The 25,317-nt window shown below is 72.0% G+C and carries 24 protein-coding genes, 1 tRNA gene and 1 pseudogene; 15 read left to right on the forward strand and 11 right to left on the reverse strand.

The window, feature by feature from the left end:
• Positions 1-84 precede the first annotated feature (84 nt).
• The 10 genes from ACZ4WV_RS21410 to ACZ4WV_RS21455 form a co-directional block, all read right to left on the reverse strand.
• Positions 85-441 (reverse strand): hypothetical protein, encoded by a 357-nt coding sequence (locus tag ACZ4WV_RS21410; RefSeq protein ID WP_465748970.1) that lies wholly within the window; start codon positions 439-441, stop codon positions 85-87.
• Entirely contained in the window at positions 438-2,714 is a 2,277-nt protein-coding gene (locus ACZ4WV_RS21415) for a hypothetical protein (RefSeq protein WP_465748972.1), read from the reverse strand. The genes ACZ4WV_RS21410 and ACZ4WV_RS21415 overlap by 4 nt, the downstream gene beginning before the upstream one ends.
• 5 nt (positions 2,715-2,719) lie before the next feature.
• Positions 2,720-3,094 (reverse strand): hypothetical protein, encoded by a 375-nt coding sequence (locus tag ACZ4WV_RS21420; RefSeq protein WP_465748974.1) that lies wholly within the window; start codon positions 3,092-3,094, stop codon positions 2,720-2,722.
• 1 nt (position 3,095) lies between these two features.
• A complete protein-coding gene (locus ACZ4WV_RS21425) occupies positions 3,096-5,090 on the reverse strand; it encodes a hypothetical protein (RefSeq protein ID WP_465748976.1) in 1,995 nt (664 codons plus the stop codon).
• A 128-nt stretch (positions 5,091-5,218) separates the two neighbouring features.
• On the reverse strand, positions 5,219-5,776 hold the full coding sequence (locus ACZ4WV_RS21430) for a hypothetical protein (protein ID WP_465748978.1): 558 nt from the start codon (positions 5,774-5,776) through the stop codon (positions 5,219-5,221).
• 45 nt (positions 5,777-5,821) lie between these two features.
• On the reverse strand, positions 5,822-6,052 hold the full coding sequence (locus tag ACZ4WV_RS21435; RefSeq protein WP_465748979.1) for a hypothetical protein: 231 nt from the start codon (positions 6,050-6,052) through the stop codon (positions 5,822-5,824).
• Positions 6,053-6,095: 43 nt separating this feature from the next.
• Positions 6,096-6,470 (reverse strand): RRQRL motif-containing zinc-binding protein, encoded by a 375-nt coding sequence (locus ACZ4WV_RS21440; RefSeq protein WP_465748981.1) that lies wholly within the window; start codon positions 6,468-6,470, stop codon positions 6,096-6,098.
• Positions 6,467-7,471, reverse strand: coding sequence for a hypothetical protein (locus ACZ4WV_RS21445; RefSeq protein WP_465748983.1), 1,005 nt, complete (start codon positions 7,469-7,471; stop codon positions 6,467-6,469). Before ACZ4WV_RS21445 ends, ACZ4WV_RS21440 begins: the two co-directional genes overlap by 4 nt.
• A gap of 32 nt (positions 7,472-7,503) precedes the next feature.
• Positions 7,504-7,884 (reverse strand): WhiB family transcriptional regulator, encoded by a 381-nt coding sequence (locus ACZ4WV_RS21450; protein WP_465748985.1) that lies wholly within the window; start codon positions 7,882-7,884, stop codon positions 7,504-7,506.
• Positions 7,884-8,132 carry a hypothetical protein gene (locus ACZ4WV_RS21455; RefSeq protein ID WP_465748987.1) on the reverse strand — a complete coding sequence of 83 codons (249 nt, stop codon included), beginning with the start codon at positions 8,130-8,132 and terminating at the stop codon, positions 7,884-7,886. The genes ACZ4WV_RS21450 and ACZ4WV_RS21455 overlap by 1 nt, the downstream gene beginning before the upstream one ends.
• Before the next feature lie 578 nt (positions 8,133-8,710).
• Here ACZ4WV_RS21455 and ACZ4WV_RS21460 point away from each other — a divergent pair.
• The 7 genes from ACZ4WV_RS21460 (at position 8,711) to ACZ4WV_RS21490 (ending at position 13,558) form a co-directional block, all read left to right on the forward strand.
• Positions 8,711-9,475, forward strand: a complete 765-nt coding sequence (locus tag ACZ4WV_RS21460; protein WP_465748989.1) for a GntR family transcriptional regulator — start codon at positions 8,711-8,713, stop codon at positions 9,473-9,475.
• A gap of 6 nt (positions 9,476-9,481) precedes the next feature.
• Positions 9,482-10,198 carry a histone deacetylase gene (locus ACZ4WV_RS21465; RefSeq protein ID WP_465748991.1) on the forward strand — a complete coding sequence of 239 codons (717 nt, stop codon included), beginning with the start codon at positions 9,482-9,484 and terminating at the stop codon, positions 10,196-10,198.
• An 85-nt stretch (positions 10,199-10,283) separates the two neighbouring features.
• Positions 10,284-10,379, forward strand: a tRNA-Ser gene (locus ACZ4WV_RS21470).
• A 448-nt stretch (positions 10,380-10,827) separates the two neighbouring features.
• Positions 10,828-10,992, forward strand: a complete 165-nt coding sequence (locus ACZ4WV_RS21475) for a hypothetical protein (protein WP_167344920.1) — start codon at positions 10,828-10,830, stop codon at positions 10,990-10,992.
• Positions 10,993-11,101: 109 nt separating this feature from the next.
• Positions 11,102-11,395, forward strand: a complete 294-nt coding sequence (locus tag ACZ4WV_RS21480; protein WP_465748993.1) for a Dabb family protein — start codon at positions 11,102-11,104, stop codon at positions 11,393-11,395.
• A gap of 356 nt (positions 11,396-11,751) precedes the next feature.
• Positions 11,752-12,507 (forward strand): RNA polymerase sigma factor SigF, encoded by a 756-nt coding sequence (locus tag ACZ4WV_RS21485; RefSeq protein WP_465749020.1) that lies wholly within the window; start codon positions 11,752-11,754, stop codon positions 12,505-12,507.
• Between the two features lie 199 nt (positions 12,508-12,706).
• Positions 12,707-13,558: an RNA polymerase sigma factor SigF gene (locus ACZ4WV_RS21490; RefSeq protein ID WP_465749022.1), complete on the forward strand. Its 852-nt coding sequence runs from the start codon at positions 12,707-12,709 to the stop codon at positions 13,556-13,558.
• Between the two features lie 21 nt (positions 13,559-13,579).
• Here ACZ4WV_RS21490 and ACZ4WV_RS21495 read toward each other — a convergent pair whose 3' ends face one another.
• The gene (locus ACZ4WV_RS21495; RefSeq protein ID WP_465748995.1) at positions 13,580-14,467 is read right to left on the reverse strand and encodes a tyrosine-protein phosphatase; all 888 of its coding nucleotides are present in this window, start codon (positions 14,465-14,467) and stop codon (positions 13,580-13,582) included.
• A gap of 417 nt (positions 14,468-14,884) precedes the next feature.
• Between ACZ4WV_RS21495 and ACZ4WV_RS21500 the strand changes: the two genes are divergently transcribed.
• From ACZ4WV_RS21500 to ACZ4WV_RS21535, 8 genes and pseudogenes are all read left to right on the forward strand, one after another.
• Complete coding sequence (locus tag ACZ4WV_RS21500; protein WP_465748997.1) at positions 14,885-17,236, forward strand: hypothetical protein; 2,352 nt, start codon at positions 14,885-14,887, stop codon at positions 17,234-17,236.
• A 113-nt stretch (positions 17,237-17,349) separates the two neighbouring features.
• Entirely contained in the window at positions 17,350-18,864 is a 1,515-nt protein-coding gene (gene pelF, locus ACZ4WV_RS21505) for a GT4 family glycosyltransferase PelF (RefSeq protein WP_465748999.1), read from the forward strand.
• A 150-nt stretch (positions 18,865-19,014) separates the two neighbouring features.
• The gene (locus tag ACZ4WV_RS21510; protein WP_465749001.1) at positions 19,015-20,571 is read left to right on the forward strand and encodes a hypothetical protein; all 1,557 of its coding nucleotides are present in this window, start codon (positions 19,015-19,017) and stop codon (positions 20,569-20,571) included.
• 82 nt (positions 20,572-20,653) lie between these two features.
• On the forward strand, positions 20,654-21,646 hold the full coding sequence (locus ACZ4WV_RS21515) for an SDR family NAD(P)-dependent oxidoreductase (protein ID WP_465749003.1): 993 nt from the start codon (positions 20,654-20,656) through the stop codon (positions 21,644-21,646).
• Positions 21,647-21,719: 73 nt separating this feature from the next.
• Positions 21,720-22,421, forward strand: a pseudogene (locus ACZ4WV_RS21520) (nucleotidyltransferase family protein); the annotation flags it as partial.
• 134 nt (positions 22,422-22,555) lie between these two features.
• Positions 22,556-23,473: an NAD-dependent epimerase/dehydratase family protein gene (locus tag ACZ4WV_RS21525; RefSeq protein ID WP_465749005.1), complete on the forward strand. Its 918-nt coding sequence runs from the start codon at positions 22,556-22,558 to the stop codon at positions 23,471-23,473.
• On the forward strand, positions 23,470-24,165 hold the full coding sequence (locus ACZ4WV_RS21530) for a spherulation-specific family 4 protein (protein ID WP_465749007.1): 696 nt from the start codon (positions 23,470-23,472) through the stop codon (positions 24,163-24,165). Before ACZ4WV_RS21525 ends, ACZ4WV_RS21530 begins: the two co-directional genes overlap by 4 nt.
• 22 nt (positions 24,166-24,187) lie before the next feature.
• A complete protein-coding gene (locus ACZ4WV_RS21535) occupies positions 24,188-25,147 on the forward strand; it encodes an endo alpha-1,4 polygalactosaminidase (protein ID WP_465749009.1) in 960 nt (319 codons plus the stop codon).
• Positions 25,148-25,317 lie beyond the last annotated feature (170 nt).

Consider the following 25,317-nt stretch of genomic DNA (forward strand, 5'->3'; position numbering starts at 1 on the left):
GGAGGGGCGGGGGGGTATGGTGGCTTCTTGGGGGTGCGTGGGGGCGAAACCAGAAAAACCCCCCCCCCCCCCCCCGCGAAGGGGTCAGAGATCGAAGAGGCCGTCCGGCTCGACGGCCGAGGCGGCGGCGTGCTGGGCCTTGACGGCGTTTCGGCGGGTGGCGTCGTGACAGGCCGAGCACCACGCCGCCAACGCGGCCTTGGGCATAGCCGCGGCCTGATGCGCCGGGAGGAGGAGGCCCTCCGGGGCGGCGGGGGCGGCGAGCAGGCGCACGGGACCGGTGCCGTGGCGGAGGTAGGCGCCGTGGACGGCGGGGCAGCGCCCGCCGTCCTTGTCGTGCTTCTTGCCGCAGGTGCCCCGGCACTGGCAACGGCCCGCGGCGGCGGCCATGACGCACTGCCAGAGATCGGCGCCGACCAGGGGCGGCACGCGCCCGCTCACGCGGCACCCTGCTCGGCGGGCGGGAGGGGGAGGCCGTACTCGCCGGTGTTCGCGGACCGACGCACGAGCGTGCCCTTTTTGGCGAGCCTGGAGCAGGTGTTCTCGACGGTCTTGCGGGCGACGCCGGTCATGTCGGTGATCTGGTCGAGGTGCAGGTAGCCCACTTCGAGGCCCATCGGGTCGCGGCGCTCGTCCAGGACGGTGAGGATCTTCTCTTCGGCGGTGGGCTCCTTGACCAGGACCGGCGCGGCGGAGGCGGGCATCCACCCCGCACCGCCGCCCGCGGCCTCCTCGGCAGCGGGACCAACCGGAGTCGCGGCGATCGCGTCACGGTCCGCCCAGCCGGGGAAGTCTGCCGGGGTGGCCACGTTGGCGGGGTTCCAGTGGCCGGCGGCGGATTCGAGGATCCAGGCGCGCATCATCTCGGCACGCTCGTCGGGTCCGACGACGTAGCCGACACCGAAGGTGCGGCGCGGGTCGTCCTCGGGGACGGTCGGGTCGTAGATCAGGTTCTCCTCGTCGCCCTTCCAGTAGGCGGGGATCTGGGAGGGGTCGATGCCGTCGAACGCCCGGGGGAGGTCGACGCGGCCGGCCTGGGCGCTGTCGGAGCGCAGGAGGATCAGGGCTCCGCCGTAGAAGACGTTGTCCCTGATGGCGGCGCTGGCGCCCATCTGGTCGAGGTTCATGATCTGCCCGCACAGGACCAGGGGCATGCCCATGGAGCGGCCGAGGGACGCGAGGGCCAGAACGATGAACGCGGCCTCGGCGCGGTGCGGGCTCTTGTCGCCGAGGAGCTGGGACATCTCGTCCAGGATCGTGACGACGTAGGGCCGCTCCGGGGTGGGCTGGAAGTTCTTGGCCCGCAGCTCCCGGGACTCCTCGATCCGGTGGAGGAGCAGGGCGTAGGCGACGCGCAGGGCCCCGATCGCCCCGTCCAGGCCGCAGCCGGCGAAGGACGACATGTCCTCCACGTCCGGGTTCGAGCTGCCCTTGGGGTCGGCGTAGATGATTGCCGCCCCGTTGACGTGGTAGCTCAAGCCCAGGAGCTGGAGCACGCCGCCCTTGCCGGAGCCCGTGACTCCCACGACCACCACGTGACGGGCGCCGCCTTCGGGATCGTAAAGCTGGACACGGGAGGGCTTGCCGCTCACCCCGGTACCGAGCTGCACGAACCCGTTCTTGTTGGCGAGCAGGGTCTCCGCGCCGGGCAGCGGGCGGCCGTCCTCCAGCGGGGAGCGGTCCATCATGCGGAAGATCGCCTTGCGGGGGTTGCCGGTGCGCTCGACGGAGATCAGCAGCGGCGTGGTTCGCAGAGCTCCGGCGATCGTGTACAGGTCCGGGATGGTGAGGGCGTCGGTGTCCTCGTCCGCCATGATCCACGCGGCGACACCGCCGGTGGCGGGGTCGGGGGTGATGCCTTCGAGGTGCGTGCCGGGCATGCAGCCGCCACGGCGGGCCACGCGCTGGAGCCACAGGGCTTCCAGCGCGCTGTACTGGGGGCCGTCCTGCTCGGCGGGGGCGACCAGGCGCACGTGGATGCGCTTAGCGCTGTCGTGCGGGCCTTCCGTGACGGTCACCCACGCGGCGGGGACGCGGTAGACGCCGGACACGGTGCCCGGGGTGACGGTGACGGGCCGGCCGGGGTCGGCCTCGATGATGCCCTCCCACTCCTCGGGCCCGTGGCCGGTCAGGATGAGCTGCTGGCCAGGGTGGGCGCCGTACTCGCCGGAGATGTGAGCCAGCCAGAGCTGAAGCACCTTGACGACCTCGGGCGCCAGCGCGGGTTCCGCCGGCGCCGCCGCGGCCGCCGGGGTCTTGGCCTTGGGGTTGCTGGAACCCAGGACCCGGCGCAGGGAGAACGCGACCAGGCCGGTGGTGGCCCACCAGGCGGTGGAGACCACACCGGCGAGCGAGGGCATGGTCATCCATCCGGCGAGCAGGGAGTCGATCCCGGGAAGGCCCTGCACGGTGGCGGTCGCCGCGGCCGTGGTGGTGGCGACGGCGGAGAGGAAGAACGGGCGGCGGTGGGCGCGCAGGACGTCACCGCCGGGGACGTCGTCCAGCAGCCGGTCCGACAGGAGACCGGCGGCGTTCGCCCCGGCCACCAGGACCGGTGCGGCTAGGAACGTGGCGACGGTGCCGGCGGCCTGCGGGTCGAGGAACGGCGTCACGCCGGCGGCCAGCAGCGGGGCGGCGATCTCGGCGACGGCGAACCGCTTCTCAACGGCGGGGTTGGGGATTTCGGCGGCGTGGGCGGTGTGAGGGGTGGTCATCTCGGCTACTCCTGGGTGTACCACGTGCGGTCGGCCATGGGGACGCGGGAGGAGTCGACGGCCTGCTGGATGCCGTCGTGGTCGGTGTGGGCCTGCTGCTCGGCGGTGGCGGCCTCGCGGCCGGCCTCCTCGGCCGAGGCGGCGTAGGCGATCGCTGCGCTGGATAGGCCCTGCATGATCCGGGCGACCTCGTGGGTCTCGGCGACGGTGGCGGCGTCGACCTTGAGGGCGGCGATCTGCTCGGCGATCCGCCCGGTCTCCTTGGCGGCGTTGTCCTGGGCCGCGGCCAGGGCCTGGAAGGCGGCGGTGTCGCGCCGCAGGTCGCGGGACAGCTCCCGGACCTGGCGCCTGAGTTCGCGGTAGGTCAGATCGGTGGCCATGTCAGCTTCCCTGCTGGTCTCGGTAGAACTGCCGCTCGGCCGGGGTGGTGAGCGGGCTGTCGACCACGGCCCGGACGATCGGACCGTGGCGGGTCTCGGCGTTGGCGGCCAGCACCGTGACGGCCTCCGCGCCGCGGTGGGCGGCCTGCTCGGCGATCGTGGCGTTGACGTCCAGGGCCTTGGCCCGCTCTGCGAGCCTGCGCAGCTTGTTGACCAGGGCGACACCGCCCTTGACGTTCTTGGCGTCCTCGGCGAGCTGCTGGGCGCGGTTGGCGTGCTGTTCGGCGTGCTCGCGGGCGGTCTTGCTGTCCTCGGCGATCCGCGTCAGCACATCCCGCTTCTCGTTCAGGCGGGCCTCGAACTGGCGCAGCGTGCGCACCTCGCCACGGCTCATGGTGTGCTGGCGCCCCTCGCCCGGGCCGGCCGTGAACGTGATGCTGTCCGCGCCGACCGAGATGTCCCGTACCGGGTCCGCCGACGGCTTCTCGCGGCGGTAGGGCTCCGGTGGGACGTTCGGCTCGTACGGCGCCGGCGGGGCCTTCGGGCGGCGCGGCTCGGGCACCGGCGCGGATGCGGCAGCCTCAGCGGTGGTGGGTGGCTTCCTCTCCAGATCGGCGGTCGAGCCGTGAACCGGCTCCATCCCGGGGGACTGCGGGACGCACGGCCCGGGGGTCTTCGTGTCGGGCATGGGCTTCTTCCTCTCGGTCCCGGTGCTAGCCGGGGCCTCGGCGGGCGGCACCGGCGGCCCGGCGGGCTTCTGCCCGTCGGCCACCGCCGCGGCGGGCACCGGGGGCGGGGTCTTCTCGGGTTCGCCGGGCTTCGCGTCCTTGCCCGCCGTGTGGGGTTTGGCCGGGGCGGGCGGGCTCGGCTTCTCGGGCTTCTCGCCGCGGGCGCGGTCCTCGATGGCCTTCGCGCCGTCGAACTTGGTGTCCAGGCCCTTGTCCTGCGTGCCCTTGGCCGGAGCGGGCTTCGGGGCGCCGGCCGGCTTCGGATCGGCCTTGCCGGGCTTCTTGCCACCCGTGGCGTCCGGTTCGGGGCCGGGGCTCGTGGCCGGGCGCTCCGCCTTCCCGGTGCCGTCGGACTTCGGAGTGGCGGGGCTCTTCGGGGCCTTCTCGCCCTTGCCCTTGCCGCTGGCCGGGGATTCGGGCTTGGCGGGGGTGGTGTCCTTCGAGGTGCTGGTCTTCGCGGACCGGGTGTCGCGGTGGTTCTTGTCGTCGCCGCTGGTCTTGGCCGAGGTGTCGGTCTTGGCGGCCTTGGCGTTGGACCGGGTGTCGGCCGTCTTGGTGTCGGCGGCGGACTTGGTGTCGCGGTTGGTCTTGGACGCGGTCGAGGAATCGGCCTTCGACGCCTTCGTGTCGGCCGTCTTGGCGTCGCTGTCGGCCTTGGTGCGGTGGTCGCGGTTGGCGTGGTTCTTCGCGTCGTTGGTGTCGCTCTTCTTGACGTCGCGCTGGTCACGGCCCTGGTGCTGGCTGGTCTTGTTGTTCAGGTCGGCCGTCTTCGCGTCACGCTGGGAGCGGTGCTGGGCGGCGTGCTCGTTCTTGGCGACCCGGTCGTTCTTGTTGGTGTTCGTGGTCGTCGCCGAAGTCCCGGAAACGCGGGTCTCCTTGACGTCGTGCTGGCGCTTGATGCTGGTCGTGGTGCCGGTGCGACGCCACCGCTCGGCCAGCGCCCGCACCAGCGCCGACAGGGCGCCCTCCCGGGTGCCGTCGGCCCCGGCCCCGCTCGCTCCGTTCTTGCCGCCGACCGCGCTCGTGGCGGCGGAGTCGGTCGGGGTGGCGGGGGTCTGGGCCAGGGCCGTGGTGGTGCCGAGCGGCTCGGCGGGACGGGCCGGCGCGACCGGGGTGAGGATCTGCCGCAGCGTGCTCGGCGGGGTGGGGGCGGCGGGGCCAGGCTCCGTGCTGCCCCCCTCCGGAGAAGCCTCGGCGGGGGCCGTGACGGGCGGTTCGGTCGGGTGCGGCGGGGGGAGCGTGGCGCCGGAGTCGGTGGGCGTGGTCATCGCGATTCCTCACTCTCTGCGATCTCCCACCCACCCCCCACCCGGCGAGAACAAGGCCTCCCACGCCTCTGAGCGGGTGGGGAGAACGCTTCTCCGGATGGGGGGTGGGTGGGGGGGATCACAATCGGTTACGGTCGGGAAAACTTCCGCTTCACCCAGCCGACGGCCACGGCCGTCCCGGCGACCCCGAGGACGACCAGCCCGACACCCGGGGTCGAGTCGCCGTCGCCCCCGCCGGAGCCGACGGTGCGGGAGGTGTTGACCATCCCGGGCACGTCCACGGCGGGGAAGACCTTGCCGCAGTCCGCGACGGCGTTGTAGGTGTTGCCGGCCTTGGCCACGCACGCCTGGACCGCCTCACGGCGGGCCTTCTGCGCGGGGGTCTCCTGGTCGGCGGCCTTGGCGAGGTCGGCGGCCTGCTTCTGCTTCTCCAGCTCCAACTTCGAGTTGTCCAGGGCGATCTGGGCCTTGCGGACCTCCGCGTCGGCCTCGGCCGAGGCGTAGTTCGAATAGGCCACCATCCCCGCCGCGGCCAGCACCACCGCGCCGGCGCCGATACCGGCCTTGGCGCGGGCGGACAGCCGGGCGTTCGGGGCGTAGGCGCCGTGCAGCGGCGGCGTCTTCCACGACGGCACGCTGGTGATGTCGTAGGCGGGGTCGTTGTAGACCGAGTCACGGTCGGGCACGGTCGTGCTCCTCTTCTTGTGCCAGGCGGGAAGGGTTCGTTGAGGTCAGAGCCGGTAGGGCTCCAGCGAGAAGAACAGGACGGACCCGCCGTCCAACTGCGGCTCGCGGCGCGCCAGCCACTCCCGGATGCCGACGTAGGCGTGCTCCCGCGGGCAGCTGGGCGGGAAGCTGGAGTTGCCGGAGCGCGTCGCGACGACGTAGCCGGTCGAGGTCGGGTACTGGAGGGTGATCAGCCACGAGTGGGTGGGCTCGGCGGGCGTTTCGGGCAGGGACATGACAGCGAGATCCCTTCGAGGGCGAAATGGGCGTTCGGGGCGCTCAGGCGGTGGTCGGGACGTGCCCGGCGCAGGGCAGGCAGGTGCCGAGGTGCGCGGGGAGCACGTAGCCCGCGTCGTGTCCGCAGGCGGGACAGGTGCGGCGGGCGGCATTGGCCTTGGCGAGGGCTGCGGCCTTCGCGGGGGTCATCGGCCGGACGGGCTTGGCCCGGTCGAGCCGGTAGAGGTAGGCGGCCCGGGTACCGCGCCGGCGGGACGGCCACATGATCTGCGCGGCCACGTCCTGGCCGCCGGGCCGCAGCCCCTTGGCGCGGAGCTGCCGGCGGGTGAAGAGGCCACGCGGCGCCATGCGCCACGGGTAGGTGGGCGTTCCGCCGTGGCGGGTGCCGTCGGGGTCCCAGTGGCGGGGGCGGCTCATGCGGCCACCGCCTCGGCGCCGCCGCCTCGCTGCTCGTTGAGCCGCTTGTAGACGAGGTTGACGTAGGCCGGGGAGCGGGTGGAGCGGCGGGCGGCCTCCCTCTGGGAGACGCGGTCGCGCCAGCACTCTTCGATCACGCGAGCGGCCTCGGCCTCGTCCAGCCGGACCGGCTCCTGCGGTTCGGTGTTCACCGAGTCGGCCGGGGCGTTCACCTTGTGCTCGGCGGTGAACGGCTCGGGTTCCGGGGTGCTCACCGGGTCCGGACCATCCGGGTAGACCGGGCCGTCGATCACGTCCTCGACGGTCGCGGGGGCCGTGTCGGTGATCGGTTCGGCGGGGTCGGCCGGGGTGGGGTGGACGGGGGTGAGCGCCGGGTGAACGGGCTCGGTGTTCACCGCGTCCACCCCGCCTGCGGGGAGCGCTTCCCGGGCATCCGGAACGGGCCTGGGCGGCAAGGGTTCGGCGACCGGCGAGGCGGGGGTGAACGGCATGGTGGGGAAGGTGAACAGCGGCCCGTTCACCACCTGCCGGGCGGCCTGCGGGATCGTTGCCGGGCGGGTCCGAAGCGGGGGCTGGGACCGGCGCGCGAGGCGGGCCAGAGCCCGCCGGTAGGCCGGTCCGGCCTCGGCGACGAGCAGCAGCAACAGCGGCGGGATCAGGTGGATCACGACCCCGACCAGGTCACCTTCCAACACCGAGGCGCCGATGTTGAGCCACACCGTGGCCAGCCCAGTGACCCACCGGAAGAGCGCCGGCCAGCGACCGGCGCTCACCCCGAACCGGGACAGCGTGCTGTCCGCCTGGAGGCTCAGGATGAAGCAGCCGTCGGCGGCGACCGCCATGACGGGGCCGGTGCCGAAGCCGGTCGAATGGGCGTCGATGAACGGGGCGGCGGTAGACATGCTCACCGCGACCACCGCCCCCGTCAGCACCCATGTGCCGGTGCTGATCACCCGGGAGGTACGGCGGATCTGGGCCTCGGTGGGCACCTCGGTGAGCACCGGGTGAACACCCCCGCCCGTGCAGTGAACGTTCACCCGGCACCCCCGGCGGCGCGCCGTTCACGCAGAGCGGCCCGTGAGCGGCGCTTGTACAGCGCGGTGCGCTCGACCGGCGTCATCCCGCCGAAGACGCCGTGCTTCTCGAACCGCTCCATCGCGAGTTCCAGGCACATCGTGCGCACCGGGCACCCGGCACAGATCATCTTGGCGCGCCGCTCGGACCACGCGGCGGCCTCGGCCCCGATCTCCTCGGTGTCCGGGTAGAACAGGTCGGTGTCGACGCCGGCGCAGGCCGCGCCCCGCAGGTCGCCGTTCCCGTCCGGGCGGTACTCGGCCAGCACGGTAGCCGCCGGGCGGGCGGCCAGGTGCGGGGTGCGGCTCGCGCCGCTGATGATGGTGCGGAGCTGAGCCATCACGCCGCCGCCTTCCAGGTCAGCACCCGGCGGCGCTCCGCCTTGCGCATCAGCGACGACGCGAACCGGGCCGCCGGCCCGTCCAGGTCCCGCAGGACCTCCCGCGCGACATCGAGCCGGGCCTGCCGGTCCTCGGCGGACTCGTCCTCGGTGCCGGTGAACAGCTCGGCGTCGAGGCCGTAGCCGAAGGCGAGTTCCGCGAACTCGTCGGGCGTTGCGGCCTCCTGGCCTGCAACAATCAGTTTCATGGGTTCACCTCGTCCAATCGGGGGTGAGCCCGCAGGGCCGCCGCGCACCCGGCCAAGGACAGCGCGGCGGCCCGACTCAGCGCGGGCTCAGCTACTCGGTGGGTCACGAGCAGCCATGACCCCCGACCCGACCGGCGAGCCGGCGGATCGGGGACCAAGGACACTCGGAACATGCGGGGCTTCGCCGCGCTGCCGTTCCACGGACAGCCGGTCCCGAGCCCCAGTCGGGCGCGCCATGCTCACTACCTGGCGCCAGCAGGCGGACATCACCCGGTATCCGCGCGGGGACGGGGTGCCAGCCCCGTCATGCAATCACTCTGTTGAGTTCTCAAAGAACCGCGATCAGAGCAGCTCGCAGGGCGTGCGGCTGGGCCGCCTTCCCCCGACAACTGCCGGTCGCATCTGTCCAGCTCAGAGCAGCCCAAAGAAGGCACCACCAGGCCATTAATCTCACCTGGTCTTGTTGGCTGACTTGTTCCAACAAGCTGATGGCATGAGCTTGGGGCATGGATGCTCGCGCCGTCAAGCGCTTCGGGGTACCTTGTTGGAACAAGTCCTCCAAGTCAGGGAGATCAGACATGGCCAAACAGGTCCCGCGCTATCACGCCATCGCCGATGACCTGCGGCTTCAGATCGAGCAGGGCCGATTGGCGCCTGGTCAAAAGCTCCCGACCGAGGAGGAACTGACTACGGCTTATGGCGTCAGCCGGAACACCGTGCGCCTCGCGCTCGGTCGCCTGACGGACGAAGGTCTTCTGGTCTCGGCCCAGGGGCGCGGCAGCTTCGTGCGAGAGCGCTATAAGCAGGCCGTGTGGAACTGGTCGACCATGGAGTCGCGGTCCGTGCACGAGGTCAACCACACCGCCGGGGACCAGTGGGCCAGCCAGATAGCGGGTAACGGCCAGGAGCCGCGTCAAGAGATCCGGGTGTCGATCAGGCGGCCCCCGGAGGAGGTGGCGCGCCAACTCCAGCTCGACCCCACAACGGCCCTGACCGTCGTCCGCGAGCGCATCCGCTACGTGGATCATGAGCCCTACGCCCTTGCGGACAGCTACTTCCCCGAGGAACTGGTCAGGAACACGCCGCTGATGCTGCCTGAGGACGTGTCGGCCCCCGGTGGTGTGCTTGCCAGCGCTGGCCTGATCCAGGTCCGGTACAGCGACGAAATTACGGTTCGGATGCCCACTCGGGACGAGAGCGAACGACTCGTGCTCCCTGCGGCAACGCCGGTCGCGGTCCACCGCCGCACCGGCTACGACAAGGACGACAGGCCGCTCCGGGTCATGATTACGACGCTTCCCGGCGACAGGCACGTCATCCGCTACGACGTCTCGGCGGACTAGGACGACATGACCACTCTGAGCGCTGCACGACGCCCGGAACCCCTGAATGGCCATGAGCCCAGTCCAGATCTCGTCTGGTACGCCGCGTACGGCTCGAACATGCACCTCGACCGGCTGATGTACTACATCGCCGGCGGGTGCCCACCAGGCGGTGCGCGCACCTACCCGGGGTGCCGTGACCCGCGCCCGCCCCGGGCGGCGGTGCCCGTCATGCTGCCAGGACAGCTCTACTTCGCCTTGGAGTCGAAGGTCTGGACTGGAGGCATGGGCTTCTACGACCAGACCGACGACGGGGAGATGCCGGCGCGGGCCTATCTGGTCACCCCCGAGCAGTTCTCCGACATCGCTGCACAGGAGATGCACGAGCTACCCGGGCGGGACATCGACCTCTCGCAAGCCCTGAAGCTGGGAAGCATCCGCCTCGGCCCCGGCCGCTACGAGACGCTGGTGTGCCCGGGCCAGATCGACGGCTACGCGGTCTTCACGTTCACGGCGCCGTGGCGGCGCGTCGATGCGGAGGTGACCCGCCCTTCAGCCGCTTACCTCCGCAACTTCGCGTCCGGGCTTCGGGAGGCCCACGGGTGGACCAGCGAGGACGCAGCTAGGTATCTGAGCACCCGGCCGGGTGCGGCTGGGTCCTGGACGGCGGCGGCGATCCTGAAGGCTCTGGGCTCAGAGCCCAGCAACCCCGGGCCGAGGCCGGGGGACCAAAAGCCCAGGTAGCGACACGGTCTCTGGTCTCAGTTCTGGTCTCATTCGCCCCCGTTCGCCAGGGTTCACCGCACCCCTCCGACGCCCCTCCCACCTGGGGCCGGAACCCCGGCGAACCCTGCCGGACACGGCCGCACAGACCTCGAAAGCGTGTGTGGGGGCAACTCCACCGTGGGTTCGAATCCCACCGCTACCGCTGGAAAGCCCGAGGGCCCGTCCGATCCGGACGGGCCCTCGGCGTTTCCGCGCACCCTCGGACGCGGGAGGGCTCCGCGCTCCGGGCTGACGACCACCGTCGCCCGGCCCCGCGGAGCCTGGAGGGGGAGCGGCTCGGGGGGACGACCGCTCCCCCGGCGGAGTCCCACAACCGGCGCCGCGTGGGGGAAGCCGCGGCGGTCGGTCCCACAGCGGGGAGCTCCGGATCCACGTACCGGGGGATTCCTGCCAGATCCCCGGCACCGCCATCCATCCTGCCGCCCGGGGTCCGTCCGGGCACCCGGAGAAAGCCCCCACTCGCGGGGACCTTCGTCCCGCCGGACGAACGGGTCTCACACTTGATAGCCCGTCCGGTGGATAAGCTGCCCTGCGGGCCCGCTCGGGGGCCGGGACGACGGCGGCCCACGGCTGGGAGGAAGGTCGCGATGGCGCAGGCGAAGAAGATCGGCATGGTCCTCCTGCTCATCTTCGTGCTCTACTCGATCATCACCTCGCCCGCCCGCTCCGCCGAACTCGTCCAGCTCGGCTTCGAGGGCATCTCCAACGCGGCCAAGGCCGTCGGCACCTTCATGACCGGCCTGATCAAGTAGCGATCCTCAAGTAGCGGTCCACTCACGGACCGGGCGGCCCGAGCCCGGCCCCGGTGCACCGGCTACGGTGGGCGGGACCCTCTACCCCCGTCCGCGAGGAGCGGCAATCGTGATCCGGCACCTGGTCCTGTTCAAGCTCAACGAAGGCGTCACCAAGGACGAAGAGCGCGTGCTCGCCGGCGCCAAGGCGTTCGCCGAGCTCGGCGCGCTGATCCCCGAGCTGCGCGAGTGGGAGTGCGGCTGGAACACCACCGAGCGGGACATCGCGTACGACTACGCGATCAACAGCCTGGTCGAGGACCGCGAGTCCCTGCAGGCCTACCTGACCCACCCGGCCCACCAGGCCGCAGCGGCCCGGTGGCGCGAGTTCGCCACCTGGGTGATCGCCGACATCGAGGTCTGACCCCGGCCCGTCCCTCGGACGGCCCGCGTCGCCCCGCCCGGCCCCCGGGCGGGGCGTCCTGTTCCGTCCGGGAACGACCCTTGCGGCGCCTCGCCGACGGGGTCGGCGAGGGCCGAATACCGCACCAACACACCTCCGTCGGGTGCTTGCCCGACCTGTGCCCACCTTGTGATGCTATGACCGGTTTTGCCGGACATGGCGAGGTGAACGACCAGCCGCGACACCCGATCCGCAGGGCCCGCCGTTGTCGACTATGGAGGGGTGACGTGCCCGTGGACGACGCTCTGGCTGCGATCATCAGCCCGGCCGGCGAGCTCCGCCCGGACGGACTGCGCGGTACCGGCGGCCGTCCGGCCATGGACGTCCGGACGCTGACCCGGGTGCTGTTCGAGCGGCTCGCCGAGCTGCCGCCGGACGCCCCCGAGCGGGAGCGGGTCCGGGCCGCCCTGATCGAGGTGAACATCCCGCTGGTCCGCTACGCGGCCACCCGCTTCCGCAGCCGCAGCGAGCCGATGGAGGACGTCGTCCAGGTCGGCACCATCGGCCTGATCAACGCGATCGACCGCTTCGACCCCAGCCGCGGCGTCCAGTTCCCCACCTACGCGCTGCCGACCATCCTGGGCGAGATCAAGCGCTACTTCCGGGACAACGTCCGCACCATGCACGTGCCGCGCCGGCTCCAGGAGCTGTGGGTCCAGGTGAGCGGCGCCATGGAGGAGCTGACGGTGCTGCACGGACGGGCCCCCAAGGTGCCTGAGATCGCCGCCAGCCTGCGCATCCCCGAGGAGGACGTCCGGGCCTGCCTGGACGCCGGGCGGGCCTACAACGCGGCGTCCCTGGAGGCCGCGCAGGAGCACGAGGGCGGACTCGCCCTGCTGGACCGGCTCGGCTACGAGGACTCGGCGCTGGCCGAGGTCGAGCACCGGGACATGGTCCGCCACCTGCTGGTCCAGCTCCCGGAGCGGGAGCGGCGGATCGTGATGCTGCGCTTCTTCGCCAACCTCACCCAGTCGCAGATCAGCACCGAACTGGGGATGTCCCAGATGCACGTCTCCCGGCTGCTCTCGCGGATCCTGACCAGGCTTCGCAGCGGCAACTCATGGGAAGAATGAGATTGCAGCGCGTTACCCCGACGTGACATCTTGCGACGTTCGGGTTTGCCGTGCACCGTGTTCCGGTATGCAGGGGGTTGGGCCCTCGCCGGGAACCTCCGAACGTCGGCCCCCGTTCAGCCGTCAGTCACGAGGGGGTGGGTGCATGTCCGGAGAGCTGGGCACTGCGGAGATCCACGCTGGTCAGACCAAGGGCACCATGGTGGCCGAGGACCTGATCCCGCGCCAGCGGACCGGTGCCGCCGAGCCGCCCGGTCCCGGGGCTCCGCCCGAGACACCGCTCGGCTCCGGGCTGGACACCCGGACGCTCTCCCGCTCGCTGTTCCTGCGCCTGGCCGCGCTGGAGCCGGGCAGCGCGGAGCACATCTACGTCCGCGACACCCTGATCGAGCTCAACCTGCCGCTGGTCCGGTACGCCTCGGCGCGCTTCCGCAGCCGCAACGAGCCGATGGAGGACATCGTCCAGGTCGGCACGATCGGCCTGATCAAGGCGATCGACCGCTTCGATCCGGAGCGCGGGGTGGAGTTCCCGACCTTCGCGATGCCGACGGTGGTCGGCGAGATCAAGCGCTTCTTCCGGGACACCAGCTGGTCGGTCCGGGTGCCGCGGCGGCTCCAGGAGCTGCGGCTGGCGCTGACCAAGGCCGGGGACGAGCTGTCCCAGCGGCTGGACCGTTCCCCCACCGTCGCCGAGTTGGCCACCTGCCTCGGAGTCAGCGAGGAGGACGTGGTCGAGGGCCTCGCGGTGGGCAACGCGTACACCGCCAGCTCCCTGGACTCCAGCCCCGGCGAGGAGGACAGCGAGGGGCCGCTGGCCGAGCGGCTCGGCTACGAAGACCTCGCGCTGGAGGGCGTGGAGTACCGCGAGTCGCTCAAGCCGCTGCTGGCCAAGCTGCCGCCGCGCGAGCGCCGGATCATCATGCTGCGGTTCTTCGGCAACCTCACCCAGTCGCAGATCGGCGAGGAGATCGGGATCTCCCAGATGCACGTCTCCCGGTTGCTCACCAGGACGCTCACCCAGCTCCGCGAGGGGCTGATCAGCGAGGGCTGACCGCCCTTCGGCCCGGCGCCCTCAGGTCGCCGGGCCGTCCAGCAGATTGGTCCGCAGCCCGGCCAACACCCCGTCGTCCAGCCCGAGCCCCTCCCGCCAGAACGCGTCGAAGCCGCTCCAGCCGGCCTCGACCTCCGCGAAGGCCGCGTCCAGGTAGCCGCGGTCCGCCCGGAAGACCGGCAGGAGGAGCTCGGGCTCGCGCATCAGGCCGCGGCTGCCGAACTCCTCCAGCACCCGCGTCACGGCCGGGGCGGAGCGCTCGTTGGTGAGCAGGTAGTCGGCGAGCACCGTCCCGCGGTCCACCCCCAGGGCGGTCAGCACCAGCGCGGCGGCCCAGCCGGTGCGGTCCTTGCCCGCCGAGCAGTGGAACAGCAGCGGCACCCCGTCCGGCGCGGCCAGCAGCCGCAGCAGGGCGGCGAAGCGCTCCCGGGCCTGGGCGTCGGTGACGAACCAGCGGTACAGACCGGTCATCATCGCGGCCGCCCGGCCGTCGCCGAGCGCGGCGCGCTGCTTGCGCGCACTGCGGTCGGCGAGCGCGCTGCGCAGCGTCAGGTGGATGTCGTAATCCACGGCCCACAGCGGAAGCTGGTGGAGGATCACACCTTCCGGCAGCCGGTCCGGGCCGGCTTCACGGACCTCCTCGGCACTGCGCAGGTCCACCACGCGACGCAGGCCGAGCGCGCCCAGCGGGCCGAGGTCCTCGGCGGTGAGGTGGTTCAGGCCATCGCTGCGCAGCACGACGCCGCCGCGGACCGCCCGTCCGTCGGCCGTCCGGTAGCCACCCAGGTCCCGGGCGTTGAGCGCACCGCGCAGACCGAGACTGCGCCCGACCAGCTCCGTTCCGTCCGCCTCCGGGAGCGCATTCCGCGGACCCCCGATTCGCTCGGACTCGATCTGCCGATCGGTCACCCGCGCGCCTCCATTGCATATTCGGACTGTCACATGGCACAGGGGTGCCGGATATTGCATGAACCTGCCCGTCGGCCGGACGAGATGTGCAAGAGTGTCAGGCGCGACGACGACAGTGTAGGTGTCCCGCGGAACCGCGCTGAGCCGCACTCTCGGTCACCAGGTGTAGCACTCGGCTTCCGTTTTTTCATTTTCAATTCATTATTTGCGCGGGCGGTCCGGTTACGGTCACAATCAGCGCCTCCATGGCTTCGCCATGAACGTAGGTAACAGGTTCGCTGCACTCTCACCCAATTGGTCCCTCGCACGGTCGACCCTCGACCAGGATGGGCGCCGGGCAGCCTGCTGCCTGTGAACAGCTACACGGGCGGGCGAGCGCAGAGCAGCGCTGCGCCGGCCCCAAGGGGAGGATCAACCATGGGTCGAGCGACCCGAAGAGTTGCCGCATGCGCGGCGGCAGTTCTGCTGGCCAGCGGCCTGCAGATCACCCTGGCCCACGGCGACACCACGCCGCCCAGGATCGACCTCACCGTCCTGGTCGTCGACGACGGTGGACCGTCCGTCGCGGCGATCACCGCCGAGTTGAAGAGCCAGGGGACGCCGTACAAGGTCGTCAGCCTCAATGACCCCAACCGTCCCGTCATCAACGCGGCTTTCCTGAGCGACACGGTGAACGGGCAGCCCCGCGGGAAGTACCAGGGCATCGTGCTGCCCAACGAAAACCCCTTCCCCAACAGCGCCGCCGAGATGACGGCGATCGCGAGCTACGAAGCCGCTTTCAACGTGCGGCAGATTGACGCGTACACCTGGGCCAGCCCGGCGGTGGGCCTGAACTACGCGCAGAATCCCGGATTCGTCGGCACCCTCGACGGATTCCAGGCCGCCACCACCGCGGCCGGAACTTCGGGCCCGTTCGGGTACCTCAAGGGCAGCGTGCCGTTCGAGGACAACGACCCGAACGTGAGTGAGAGCTACGGCTACCTGGCGACCCCGCTCGCCAATCTGCCGGCCGGCGCCTCCTACGTGCCGCTGGTCGACGCGGCGATACCCGGCTCGACCACCCGCGGCTCGCTCGTCGGCGAGTACACCCACGACGGCCGCAAGGAACTGGTCGTCACCTTCGTCTACAACCAGTACCAGCAGCAGTACCGGCTGCTGGCCCGCGGCATGGTCGACTGGATCACCCAGGGCGTCCACCTCGGCTACGACCGGAACTACTTCGCCACCCACGTGGACGACGTCTTCCTGGCCGACGACCGCTGGGACACGGCGCTCAAGTGCACCCCCGGCGACGTCACCTGCCCGCCCGGCACCCCGGACACCGCGAACCCGATCCGGATGACCCCGGACGACGCCAACTACCTCAAGCAGTGGCAGACCGCCAACAACTTCACGCTGGACATGGTGTTCAACGGCGGCGGCAGCGAGGACTGGAAGTCGGACCACCAGACCACCGTGGACCCGACCGCCAGCCAGCTGATCGCCGACCAGAACAGCTACCGCTGGGTGAACCACACCTACAGCCACCCGTACCTGGGCTGCGTGCAGGACGTCAGCGTGGTGCCGTGGCGCTGCACCAAGGACGCCTCGGGCAACACCGTCTGGGTCGACCAGAACACCATCTCGACCCAGATCAAGCAGAACTTCGACTGGGCCACCAAGAACGGCCTCAAGCCCGACCCGCAGGCGCTCGTCACCGGCGAGCACTCGGGCCTGCTGACCGCCCCGCAGGAGACCAGCGACAACCCGAACCTGGCGCCGGCGCTCGCCGCCAACGGCATCAAGTTCACCGGCAGCGACGCCTCCCGCGAGTCCGGCCAGCGGGCCGTCGGCTCGTCCACGCTGACCGTGCCGCGCTACCCGATGAACGTCTTCTACAACGCCGGCACGGCGAAGGAGGAGGCCGACGAGTACAACTGGATCTACACCAGCAAGGCCAACGGCGGCAGCGGCGTCTGCGAGAACAACGCCAACTCCACCTGCCTGTCGCAGCCGCTGGACACCGCCACCGGCTACCAGTCGTACATCGTGCCGCTGGAGGCCCGGATCGACCTCGGCCACGTGCTGAGCAACGACCCGCGGCCGCACTTCGTGCACCAGTCGAACCTCTCCGAGGACCGCATCCTGTACTCGGTGCTGGAGAAGATCCTCGGCACCTACCGCTCGCTGCACGCGGACAACGCCCCGATCGTGAACCTCAGTGAGCGCGAGATCGGCCAGGAGTTCCAGCGCCGCGCGGCCTGGAACAACGCCGTCGCCGCCGGCCAGGTGACCGCCTACAAGGTCGGCAACACCGTCACGGTCAACGCGCCGGCCGGCGTTCAGGTCCAGGCCACCATGCCGACCGGAACCACTCAGAAGCTGTCCATCGGATCGACCGCCTTCGGTTCGTCCTACGCCGGTACGCTCTCCGGTTGGGTGTCCCCGGGCGCCCTGCAGAGCGGTGTCGTCCTGCAGCTGCCCGCCGGCAGCGCACCGGCCGCCCCGGCCGCCGTCGCGCCGAGCGTCGCGGCCAAGTCCGTCGCGGCCCCGGCCCCGGCGGACAAGACGGTCGTGCCGCAGGGCGTCGCCACGCCGGTCCCGGCCGGCCCCGGCGACACCACCCGCAAGCCCGCCGCGTCCCTCGTCCCCGGCAGCGGAACCCCGGTGCCCGGCAAGGGCGTCACCACCGTCACCGGTGCCGCGAAGAACGGCCAGGGCAAGCAGTCCGGCAAGGCCTCTGGGGGGACGGCCTCGCACGGCACCACCGGACGCTCCGGCAACCGGTAACCGCACCGCCCGTCGGCGGGGTCGGGCCGGTCACCCGGCCCGGCCCCGCCACGGCTGACGTTCCGGCCACCCAGGCCGGGCAACCGACGCAAGAACAGGAGGGGGGACAGGAGATGCGCGTCACCCTGCTCACCGAGGGGACGTACCCGCACCAGCACGGCGGCGTGAGCGTCTGGTGCGACCAGCTCGTTCAGGGCATGCCGGACGTCGACTTCGACGTCATCGCCGTCACCGGAACCGGCCAGGAGCCACTGGCCTGGGAACTGCCCGCCAACGTGCGGTCGGTCACCACCGCACCGCTGTGGGGCCCGGCCTCAGACGCCCGACCGCCGCGCGGCAAGGAGATGCGGCGCTTCCTCAACGCGTACGAGCGCTTCCTGCACTCCATCCTCGACCCGGTCTACACCACCCACTTCGGCACCGAGCTGTACGGCTTCGCCGACCTCGCCCGGCGCGGACTGCTCAGCCCCGCGCTGCGCAGCGAGCGCGCCCTGCGCACGCTCCAGCAGGTGTGGACCCGCGACTACCTGCCCACCGCCGCCTCCCGGCCCACCCTGCACGACGCGCTGAACGCCACCGACCTGCTGGAGCACGCCCTGCGGCCGCTCTCGGTCGAGCCGCCCACCGACGGGGTCGCCCACGCGGCCAGCGGTGGCCTGGCCACCCTGCCCGGGCTGATCGCCGCCCAGCAGTACGGCGTACCGTTTCTGCTCACCGAGCACGGCATCTACCTGCGCGAGCGCTACCTCGGCTACCGCACCGGCCCCTACCGCTGGCCGGTCAAGGCGCTGCTGCTCGGCTTCTACCGGATGCTCGCCGAGGAGAGCTACCGGCAGGCCGCACTGGTCACCCCCGGCAACCGGTACAACCGGCGCTGGGAGGAGCGCGGCGGCACGCCGTCCGCCCACATCCGCACCGTCTACAACGGGGTGGACCCGGCCGCCTTCCCGCCGGCCGGACCGGAACCCGAGACGCCCACCCTCAGCTGGGCCGGCCGGGTCGACCCGATCAAGGACCTGGAGACGCTGATCCGGGCCTTCGCCATCGTCCAGCGTGAGATCCCCGAAGCGCGGCTGCGGCTCTTCGGCGGCACTCCCAAGGGCGGCGAAGCGTACCGGGACGGCTGCATAGCCCTGGCCGTCGAACTCGGCATAGCCGAGTCGGTGGCCTTCGAAGGCCGCGTCGCCGACATCACCGACGCGTACGCGGCGGGCAACGTGGTGATGCTCTCCAGCATCAGCGAGGGCTTCCCGTTCACCCTGATCGAGGCCATGTCCTGCGGCCGCGCGACCGTCTCGACGGACGTCGGCGGCGTGCGCGAGGCCGTCGGCGACACCGGCCTGGTCGTCCCCCCGCGCGAGCCCGAGCCGATGGCGGCCGCCGCGATCGAGCTGCTGCGCGATCCCGAACGTCGCGCCCGGCTCGGCGAAGGGGCTCGGCTGCGGGTCATCGAGCAGTTCACGCTCCGCCAGAACATCGACGGCTTCCGGGGCATCTACACCGAGCTCCTCGGCACCTCCCGCTGGATGCCCGGCGGCATGGTGGCCGTCACCGACGAGGTACCCAGCCCCGACTGGGGTCAGCGACTGGCCGTCGTCCAGCCCCAGCCGAGCGAGGTGGGCGCGTGAGCGAGCGGAGTGAGCGAACCATCGAGAGGTGCGCGTACCGCGAAGCGGCTGCCGTGCGCAGCGAGGTGGGCGCGTGAGCGAGCGGAGCGAGCGAACCATCGAGAGGTGCGCGTACCGCGAAGCGGCTGCCGAGCGCAGCGAGGTGGGCGCATGAGCGGTCCCATTCGGCTCGTTCCGGACGAGGGCGGCGCCGAGCGGACGATGCAGCTGCGCACCCTGCCGCTGAAGCGCCGCCGCCCCGCCGAGCCCGTCGAGCCCGAGCCCGCGGAGGAGCTCGGCCTCTCCGCCGACCCGTTGGAGGAGCTCGCCGAGCGCCTGCACGACATCTGCGCCGACGCCGTCCACCCGTACGAGATCGCCGCCTTCCTGGAGTCCGACGGCCTCTCCGACGAGCAGGCCGCCCTGCTGTACGGCCGCCCCGACGCGTTCACCGTCGCCGAGGAGCTGTTCGAGAAGGTCGAGCGCCGTTACCCCGGCCAGGGCTCCGAGTTCGCCAACCCCTGGCGGGCCGATCCCTGGCGCTGCGTGGTGCGCGGCCTGGTGTTCGCCCTGCCCGCGTTCGGCTACCTGCTCGGCGCCAACCTGTTCGCGACCGCCCGGATGCGCTTCGGCCTGCCCTCGGGCATGCTCGCGCTGTCCGTCGCCACGCTGGTCAGCTGGGGCTTCAACCAGGCGCTGGCGCACCGCGCGTACCGCTGGCTGGGCCGGCTGCGCCGCCGGGAGGCGGCCCTCTGCCTGGCCGTCGGCGCTCCGGTCGGCGCGCTGCTGGCCTCGGCGGCGGCGTACGTGGTCGGCGGGCCGCTGGACTCGCTGTGGTTCGCCGCCGGGCAGTCCTGCTACCTGGGCGCGGCCACCGCGCTGCTGGTGCTCGGGCGGGAGAAGTTCCTGCTGGTGGCGCTCGCTCCGGCCTCGGTCGGTGCGGGCGTGGTGCTGGCGGTGGACGTCCCGCAGGTGGTCCGCACGGTGGTGCTGCTCGCCTCGGTGGCGCTGGCCGTCGGGCTGTCCGCCCGCGAGCTGCTGGTCGCCGCGCGCGGCGGCGAACGGGACGGCGGGCAGTCGGCGCTGCCGATCCGCCAGGAGGTCCCGCACCTGCTGTTCGGCGTGGCCTGCGGCGCACTGACGCTGATCGCCGGTCTCGGCGAGACCATCCACCAGGCCGTCCAGGCCGCCGCCCACGTCGTGCACGCCCACGGCGGCGCGCACGCCCAGCCGGTGCGCGAGCTGAAGGCCACCCCCACCGGGCCGGCCATGATCGCGCTGACGCTCAGTCTCGGCCTCGCCGAGTGGCTGCTGTTCCGCTACCGGGCGATGGCCGTGGCCGCACTGCGCACCAGCCACACCACCGGGCAGTTCACCCGCCGCACCGGCGGGATCCTGCTCGGCTGCCTGTTCATCTACCTCACCACCGTGGCCGCGCTGGACGCCGCCGCGACCGTGCTGTGGCCGGGCGCCCCCTCGCTCGGCGTGCCGCAGCTCGGCGCGATGCTGCTCCTGGGCGGCTCGCTCTGGCTGGCGCTGCTGCTGAACGCCTTCGGGTTCAGCTGGAGCACCGCTCTCATCTGTCTGGCCGCCGCGATCGCCGAGAGCGTCGGGCTGCTGACCGGTGCGGATCCGATCGTCCTCCAGCTGATCGGCTGCGGGGCGGCCGCGATCGTCCTCACCGCCATCGCCGGGCCAGCGCTCGGCCGCACCACCCAACACCGCTGAAAAGTCCGCCTCAGCCGAGGCACCACCGGCCGGCCGGCACCGAACGTCGTGCCGTCCCGTACATCGAGAAAGCGAATTCCGCATGAGCAGCGTCGCGGTTACCGGAGCCGAGGGCTTCATCGGCTCCCACCTCGTCGAGACCCTGGTCGCCGACGGGCACCACGTCCGCGCGATGGTCCAGTACAACTCCTTCTCGTCCTTCGGCTGGCTGGAGACCCTGTCCCAGGAGGTGCTGGACTCGGTCGAGATCGTCCTCGGCGACGTCCGCGACCCGGGCTCGGTCAACGGCCTGGTCAAGGGCACCGAGGCGGTCTACCACCTGGCCGCCCTGATCGCGATCCCGTACTCCTACCGCGCCCCCCACTCGTACGTGGACACCAACGTCACCGGCACGCTGAACGTGCTGGAGGCGGTGCGCCACCTGGAGATCCCGCGCCTGGTGCACACCTCCACCAGCGAGACGTACGGCACCGCGCAGACCGTGCCGATCACCGAGGACCACCCGATCAACACCCAGTCCCCGTACGCCGCCTCCAAGGCCGGCGGGGACCGGCTGGCCGACAGCTACCACGCCAGCTTCGAGACCCCGGTCGTCACCCTGCGCCCGTTCAACACCTTCGGCCCGCGCCAGTCGATGCGCGCCGTCATCCCGACCGTGATCGCCCAGGTCGCGGCGGGCCAGACCGAGATCACCCTCGGCGACCTGCGCCCGACCCGCGACTTCATGTTCGTCAAGGACACCGCCCACGCCTTCCGCACGGTGGGCACCGCGCCCGCCGAGGCCGTGGTCGGCCGGACCTTCAACGCCGGCACCGGCGGTGAGATCTCGGTCGGCGACCTGGTCACCCTGGTCGGCAAGCTGATGGGCGTGGACCTGGTGGTGAAGGAGGACGAGCAGCGCATCCGTCCGGCCAACTCCGAGGTCATGCGCCTGGTCGCGGACGCGACCCGGCTGCGCGAGGCCACCGGCTGGGCGCCGCGGTTCACCCTGGAGCAGGGCCTGGAGCAGACCATCGAGTTCTTCCGCGACCCGGCCAACCTGGCCCGCTACAAGACCGACATCTACAACGTCTGACCGCCGTACCGCTCGTGCCCGTCCTGGTACCCGAGGTTCGTGTCCTACACATCCTTTCCGTGGGGGAAACACCATGCACGCAGTGATCCTGGCCGGCGGTAAAGGCGTCCGCCTCCGCCCGTACACCACCGCGCTTCCCAAGCCGCTCGTCCCGATCGGCGACCAGCACGCGATCCTGGAGATCGTGATGCGCCAGCTCGCCGCCGCGGGCTTCAAGACCGTCACCCTGGCCATCGGCCACCTCGGTCACATCATCCGCGCCTACGTCGGCAACGGCTCCCAGTGGGGCCTGCGGGTCGGCTACGCCGTCGAGGACAGCCCCCTCGGCACCATGGGCCCGCTGCTCACGATGCAGGACCGCCTGCCCGAGCACTTCCTGGTGATGAACGGCGACATCCTCACCGACCTGGACTTCGCCGGGGTGCTCAAGCACCACGAGGTGTCCGGGGCGCCGCTGACCATCGCCACCTACGCCCGCCAGGTGAAGATCGACTTCGGTGTGCTGACCACCGAGTCCGGCAGCATCACCGGCTTCCAGGAGAAGCCCAGCATCGACTACCGGGTCTCGATGGGCGTGTACGGCGTCTCGCGCGCCGCGCTCGCCAAGTACACCCCCGGCCTGCCGCTGGGCTTCGACGAACTGGTGCTCGACCTGCTGGCCGCGAAGACCCCGCCGGCCGCGTACGACTTCGGCGGCTACTGGCTGGACATCGGCCGCCCGGACGACTACGACCGGGCCAACGCCGAGTTCACCGCCATCCGCCCGGTGCTGATGCCCTTCGAGTCGGCCGGCACCGTGCCGGGCGTCGCGGAGCTGCCGGTCCCGGCCGCCCGCACCGCCCTGACGGCCGCGGACGACACGGTCGAGGAGCCCGCCGAGGCGGGCGTCGAGAGCGACGGACGGGCCGCGTGAGGATTCTGCTGCTCGGCGGCGACGGCTTCCTCGGCCGTCACGCCTCCGACGTCCTGCGGTCGCTGCCCGGGGCCACCGTGCTGACCGCCGGCCGACGGCCCGCCCACGACCTCCGGCTGGACCTGGCCACCGCGCAGGCCGGCCCGCTCGGCGAGGAACTGGCCGCGCTGGCCCCCGACGTGGTGGTCAACTTCGCCGGCGCGGTGGCCGGCAGCGCGGTCAAGCTCGCCGAGGTGAACGCCCGCGGCCCGGCGGTGCTCTGCGAGGCGCTCTCCCTGGGCGCCCCGAAGGCCCGGCTGGTGCACATCGGTTCGGCCGGCGAGTACGGCGTCTGCGCCGAGGGCAGCTCGCTGTCCGAGGAGGCCGACGCCCGCCCGGTCGGCGTGTACGGCGCGACCAAGCTGGCCGGCTCCCTCGCGGTGGCCGGCTCGACGCTGGACGCGGTGGTGCTGCGGGTGTTCAACCCGGTCGGCCCGGGAGCCCCGGCCGGCTCGCTGCCCGGCCGGCTGGCCGCGGAGCTGCGCCGGGTGGCGCCCGAGGGCACCGACGGCGTGATCACCGTCGGGGACCTCTCCGCCTACCGCGACTTCGTCGACGCCCGGGACATCGCCCGGGCGGTCGGCCTCGCGGTCACCGCCGACGGCCCGCTTCCCCGGGTGCTCAACCTCGCCTCCGGGCGGGCCCGGCAGGTACGGGCGATCGCCGACGGGCTGGTCGCGGCGGCCGGCTTCACCGGCCGGATCGACGAGAGCGGGGCGGGCTCCGAGCGCTCGGCCGCGGTCTCCTGGCAGCAGGCCGACGTGTCGGCCGCCGCCCGGGAACTCGGCTGGCGCCCTGAGACGGACCTCGCCGACACCCTGCACGACCTGTGGCTGAGCACCGCCGCGCCCGCCCAGACCCCGGTGGTGGCATGACCGCCGGGACCACCTCCGACGGCCGCCTGCTGGTGCCGCTGTACGTCCACCCCGCGGTGGACCCGGCGGCCTGGCAGGCGGTCGCCGCCGCCGACCCCGCCCGGATCGCCGCCGTCGTGCTCAACCTCGCGGACGGTCCCGGCGAGGTGCCGGACGGCGTCTTCGCCGAGGCCGCCGACGAACTGCGCGCGGCCGGCCTGCCGCTGCTCGGCTACACCGACACCGACTACGGCCGCAGACCGCACGCCGCAGTGGTCGCCGACATCCTGACGTACCGCCAGCGGCACGGCATCGCCGGCGTCTACTTCGACCAGGTCGCCACCCACCCCGGTGCGCTGGCGCACTACCGACGGCTGGCCACGGCCGCCCGGGCGGCCGGCTGCGCCACCGTGGTGTTCGGCCACGGCGAGCACCCGGACCCGGGGTACGCCGAGGTCGGCCTGGCCGATCTGCTGGTCACCTTCGAGGGTGACTGGGACACGTACCGCGGCATGACGCTGCCGCTGTGGACCGGCCGCCACGCGGCGTCCCGCTTCTGCCACCTGGTCTACGACGTCCCGGCCGATGACGCCCGGGACGCCGCCGCCCTGATCGCCGCCCGGCGCGCCGGCGTCGGCTGCGCCGTTCCGGGCGCCGGCGAGAACCCCTGGCGCACCCTGCCGTACGGCCTCGCCGCCGCCGAACTGACCTGACCCGATCCGGAGTCCGACTACCGTGAACCGCCGCACCCGGCTGCTGCCGGCCGCCCTGGCCCTCGCCACCGCCACCGCCCTGCTGGTCAGTTCGTGCAGCAGCTCGGGTTCGGAGGACGACCAGGACTCCGCCGACGGCAGCCCGAGCAACCAGCCCACGGCCACCGCCCCGAGCACCCCCGGCACCCCCTCCGACCAGGGCACCCCGAGCGCTCCCGCCACCAGCGGCGCGTCCACCGCTCCGGCCACCCCGCCGGGCACCACCGCCCCGGGCCCGACCGGCGCCCGCTGGCAGCCCACCCCGGGCCTCGCCTGGCAGTGGCAGCTCGGCGGCACCGTGGACCAGTCGGTGGACGTGCCCGTCTACGACATCGACGGCTTCGAGAACGACGCCTCGGTGGTGGCCTCGCTGCACGCCAAGGGCCGCAAAGTGATCTGCTACATCAACGCCGGGTCCTGGGAGGACTTCCGCCCCGACGCCAACGCCTTCGCCAAGGCCCTTCAGGGCTCGGACACCGGCTGGAAGGGCGAGAAGTGGTTCGACATCCGCAAGCTCGACCAGCTGAAGCCGCTGATGGCGGCCCGCTTCGACATGTGCCGGAGCAAGGGCTTCGACGCCGTCGAGCCCGACACCATCGAGGCCTACAACCAGAACAGCGGCTTCCCGCTGACCCCCGACGACCAGCTCAGGTACAACCGGATGCTGGCCCAGCTCGCACACGACCGCGGCCTGGCCATCGGCCTGAAGAACGACCTGGACCAGATCCCCGCGCTGCTGCCGGACTTCGACTTCGCGGTCAACGAGGAGTGCTCGCAGTTCGACGAGTGCGACCGGGTCTCGCCCTTCGTCAAGGCGGGCAAGGCGGTGTTCCACGTCGAGTACAAGCTCGACACGGACCGGTTCTGCGCCAAGACCAAGGCCCTGGGATTCAGTTCGATGCAGAAGAAGCTCGACCTCGACGCCTGGCGCAAGCCCTGCTAGGGGCCCGTGCCGGGCGCAGTGCTTCCCGTCGCGGGGGGGGGGGGGGGGGGGGGGGGGGGAGAGGGGGGAGGGGGGGGGGGGGGGAGAGGGGGGGGGGGGGGAGGGTGGGGGGGGGGGTGGAGGGCTTTGCATAGGTCGGGGGGGTGGGGTTTTCCGGGGGGATGGGGGAA

The organism is Kitasatospora sp. NPDC029312, assembly GCF_055569215.1.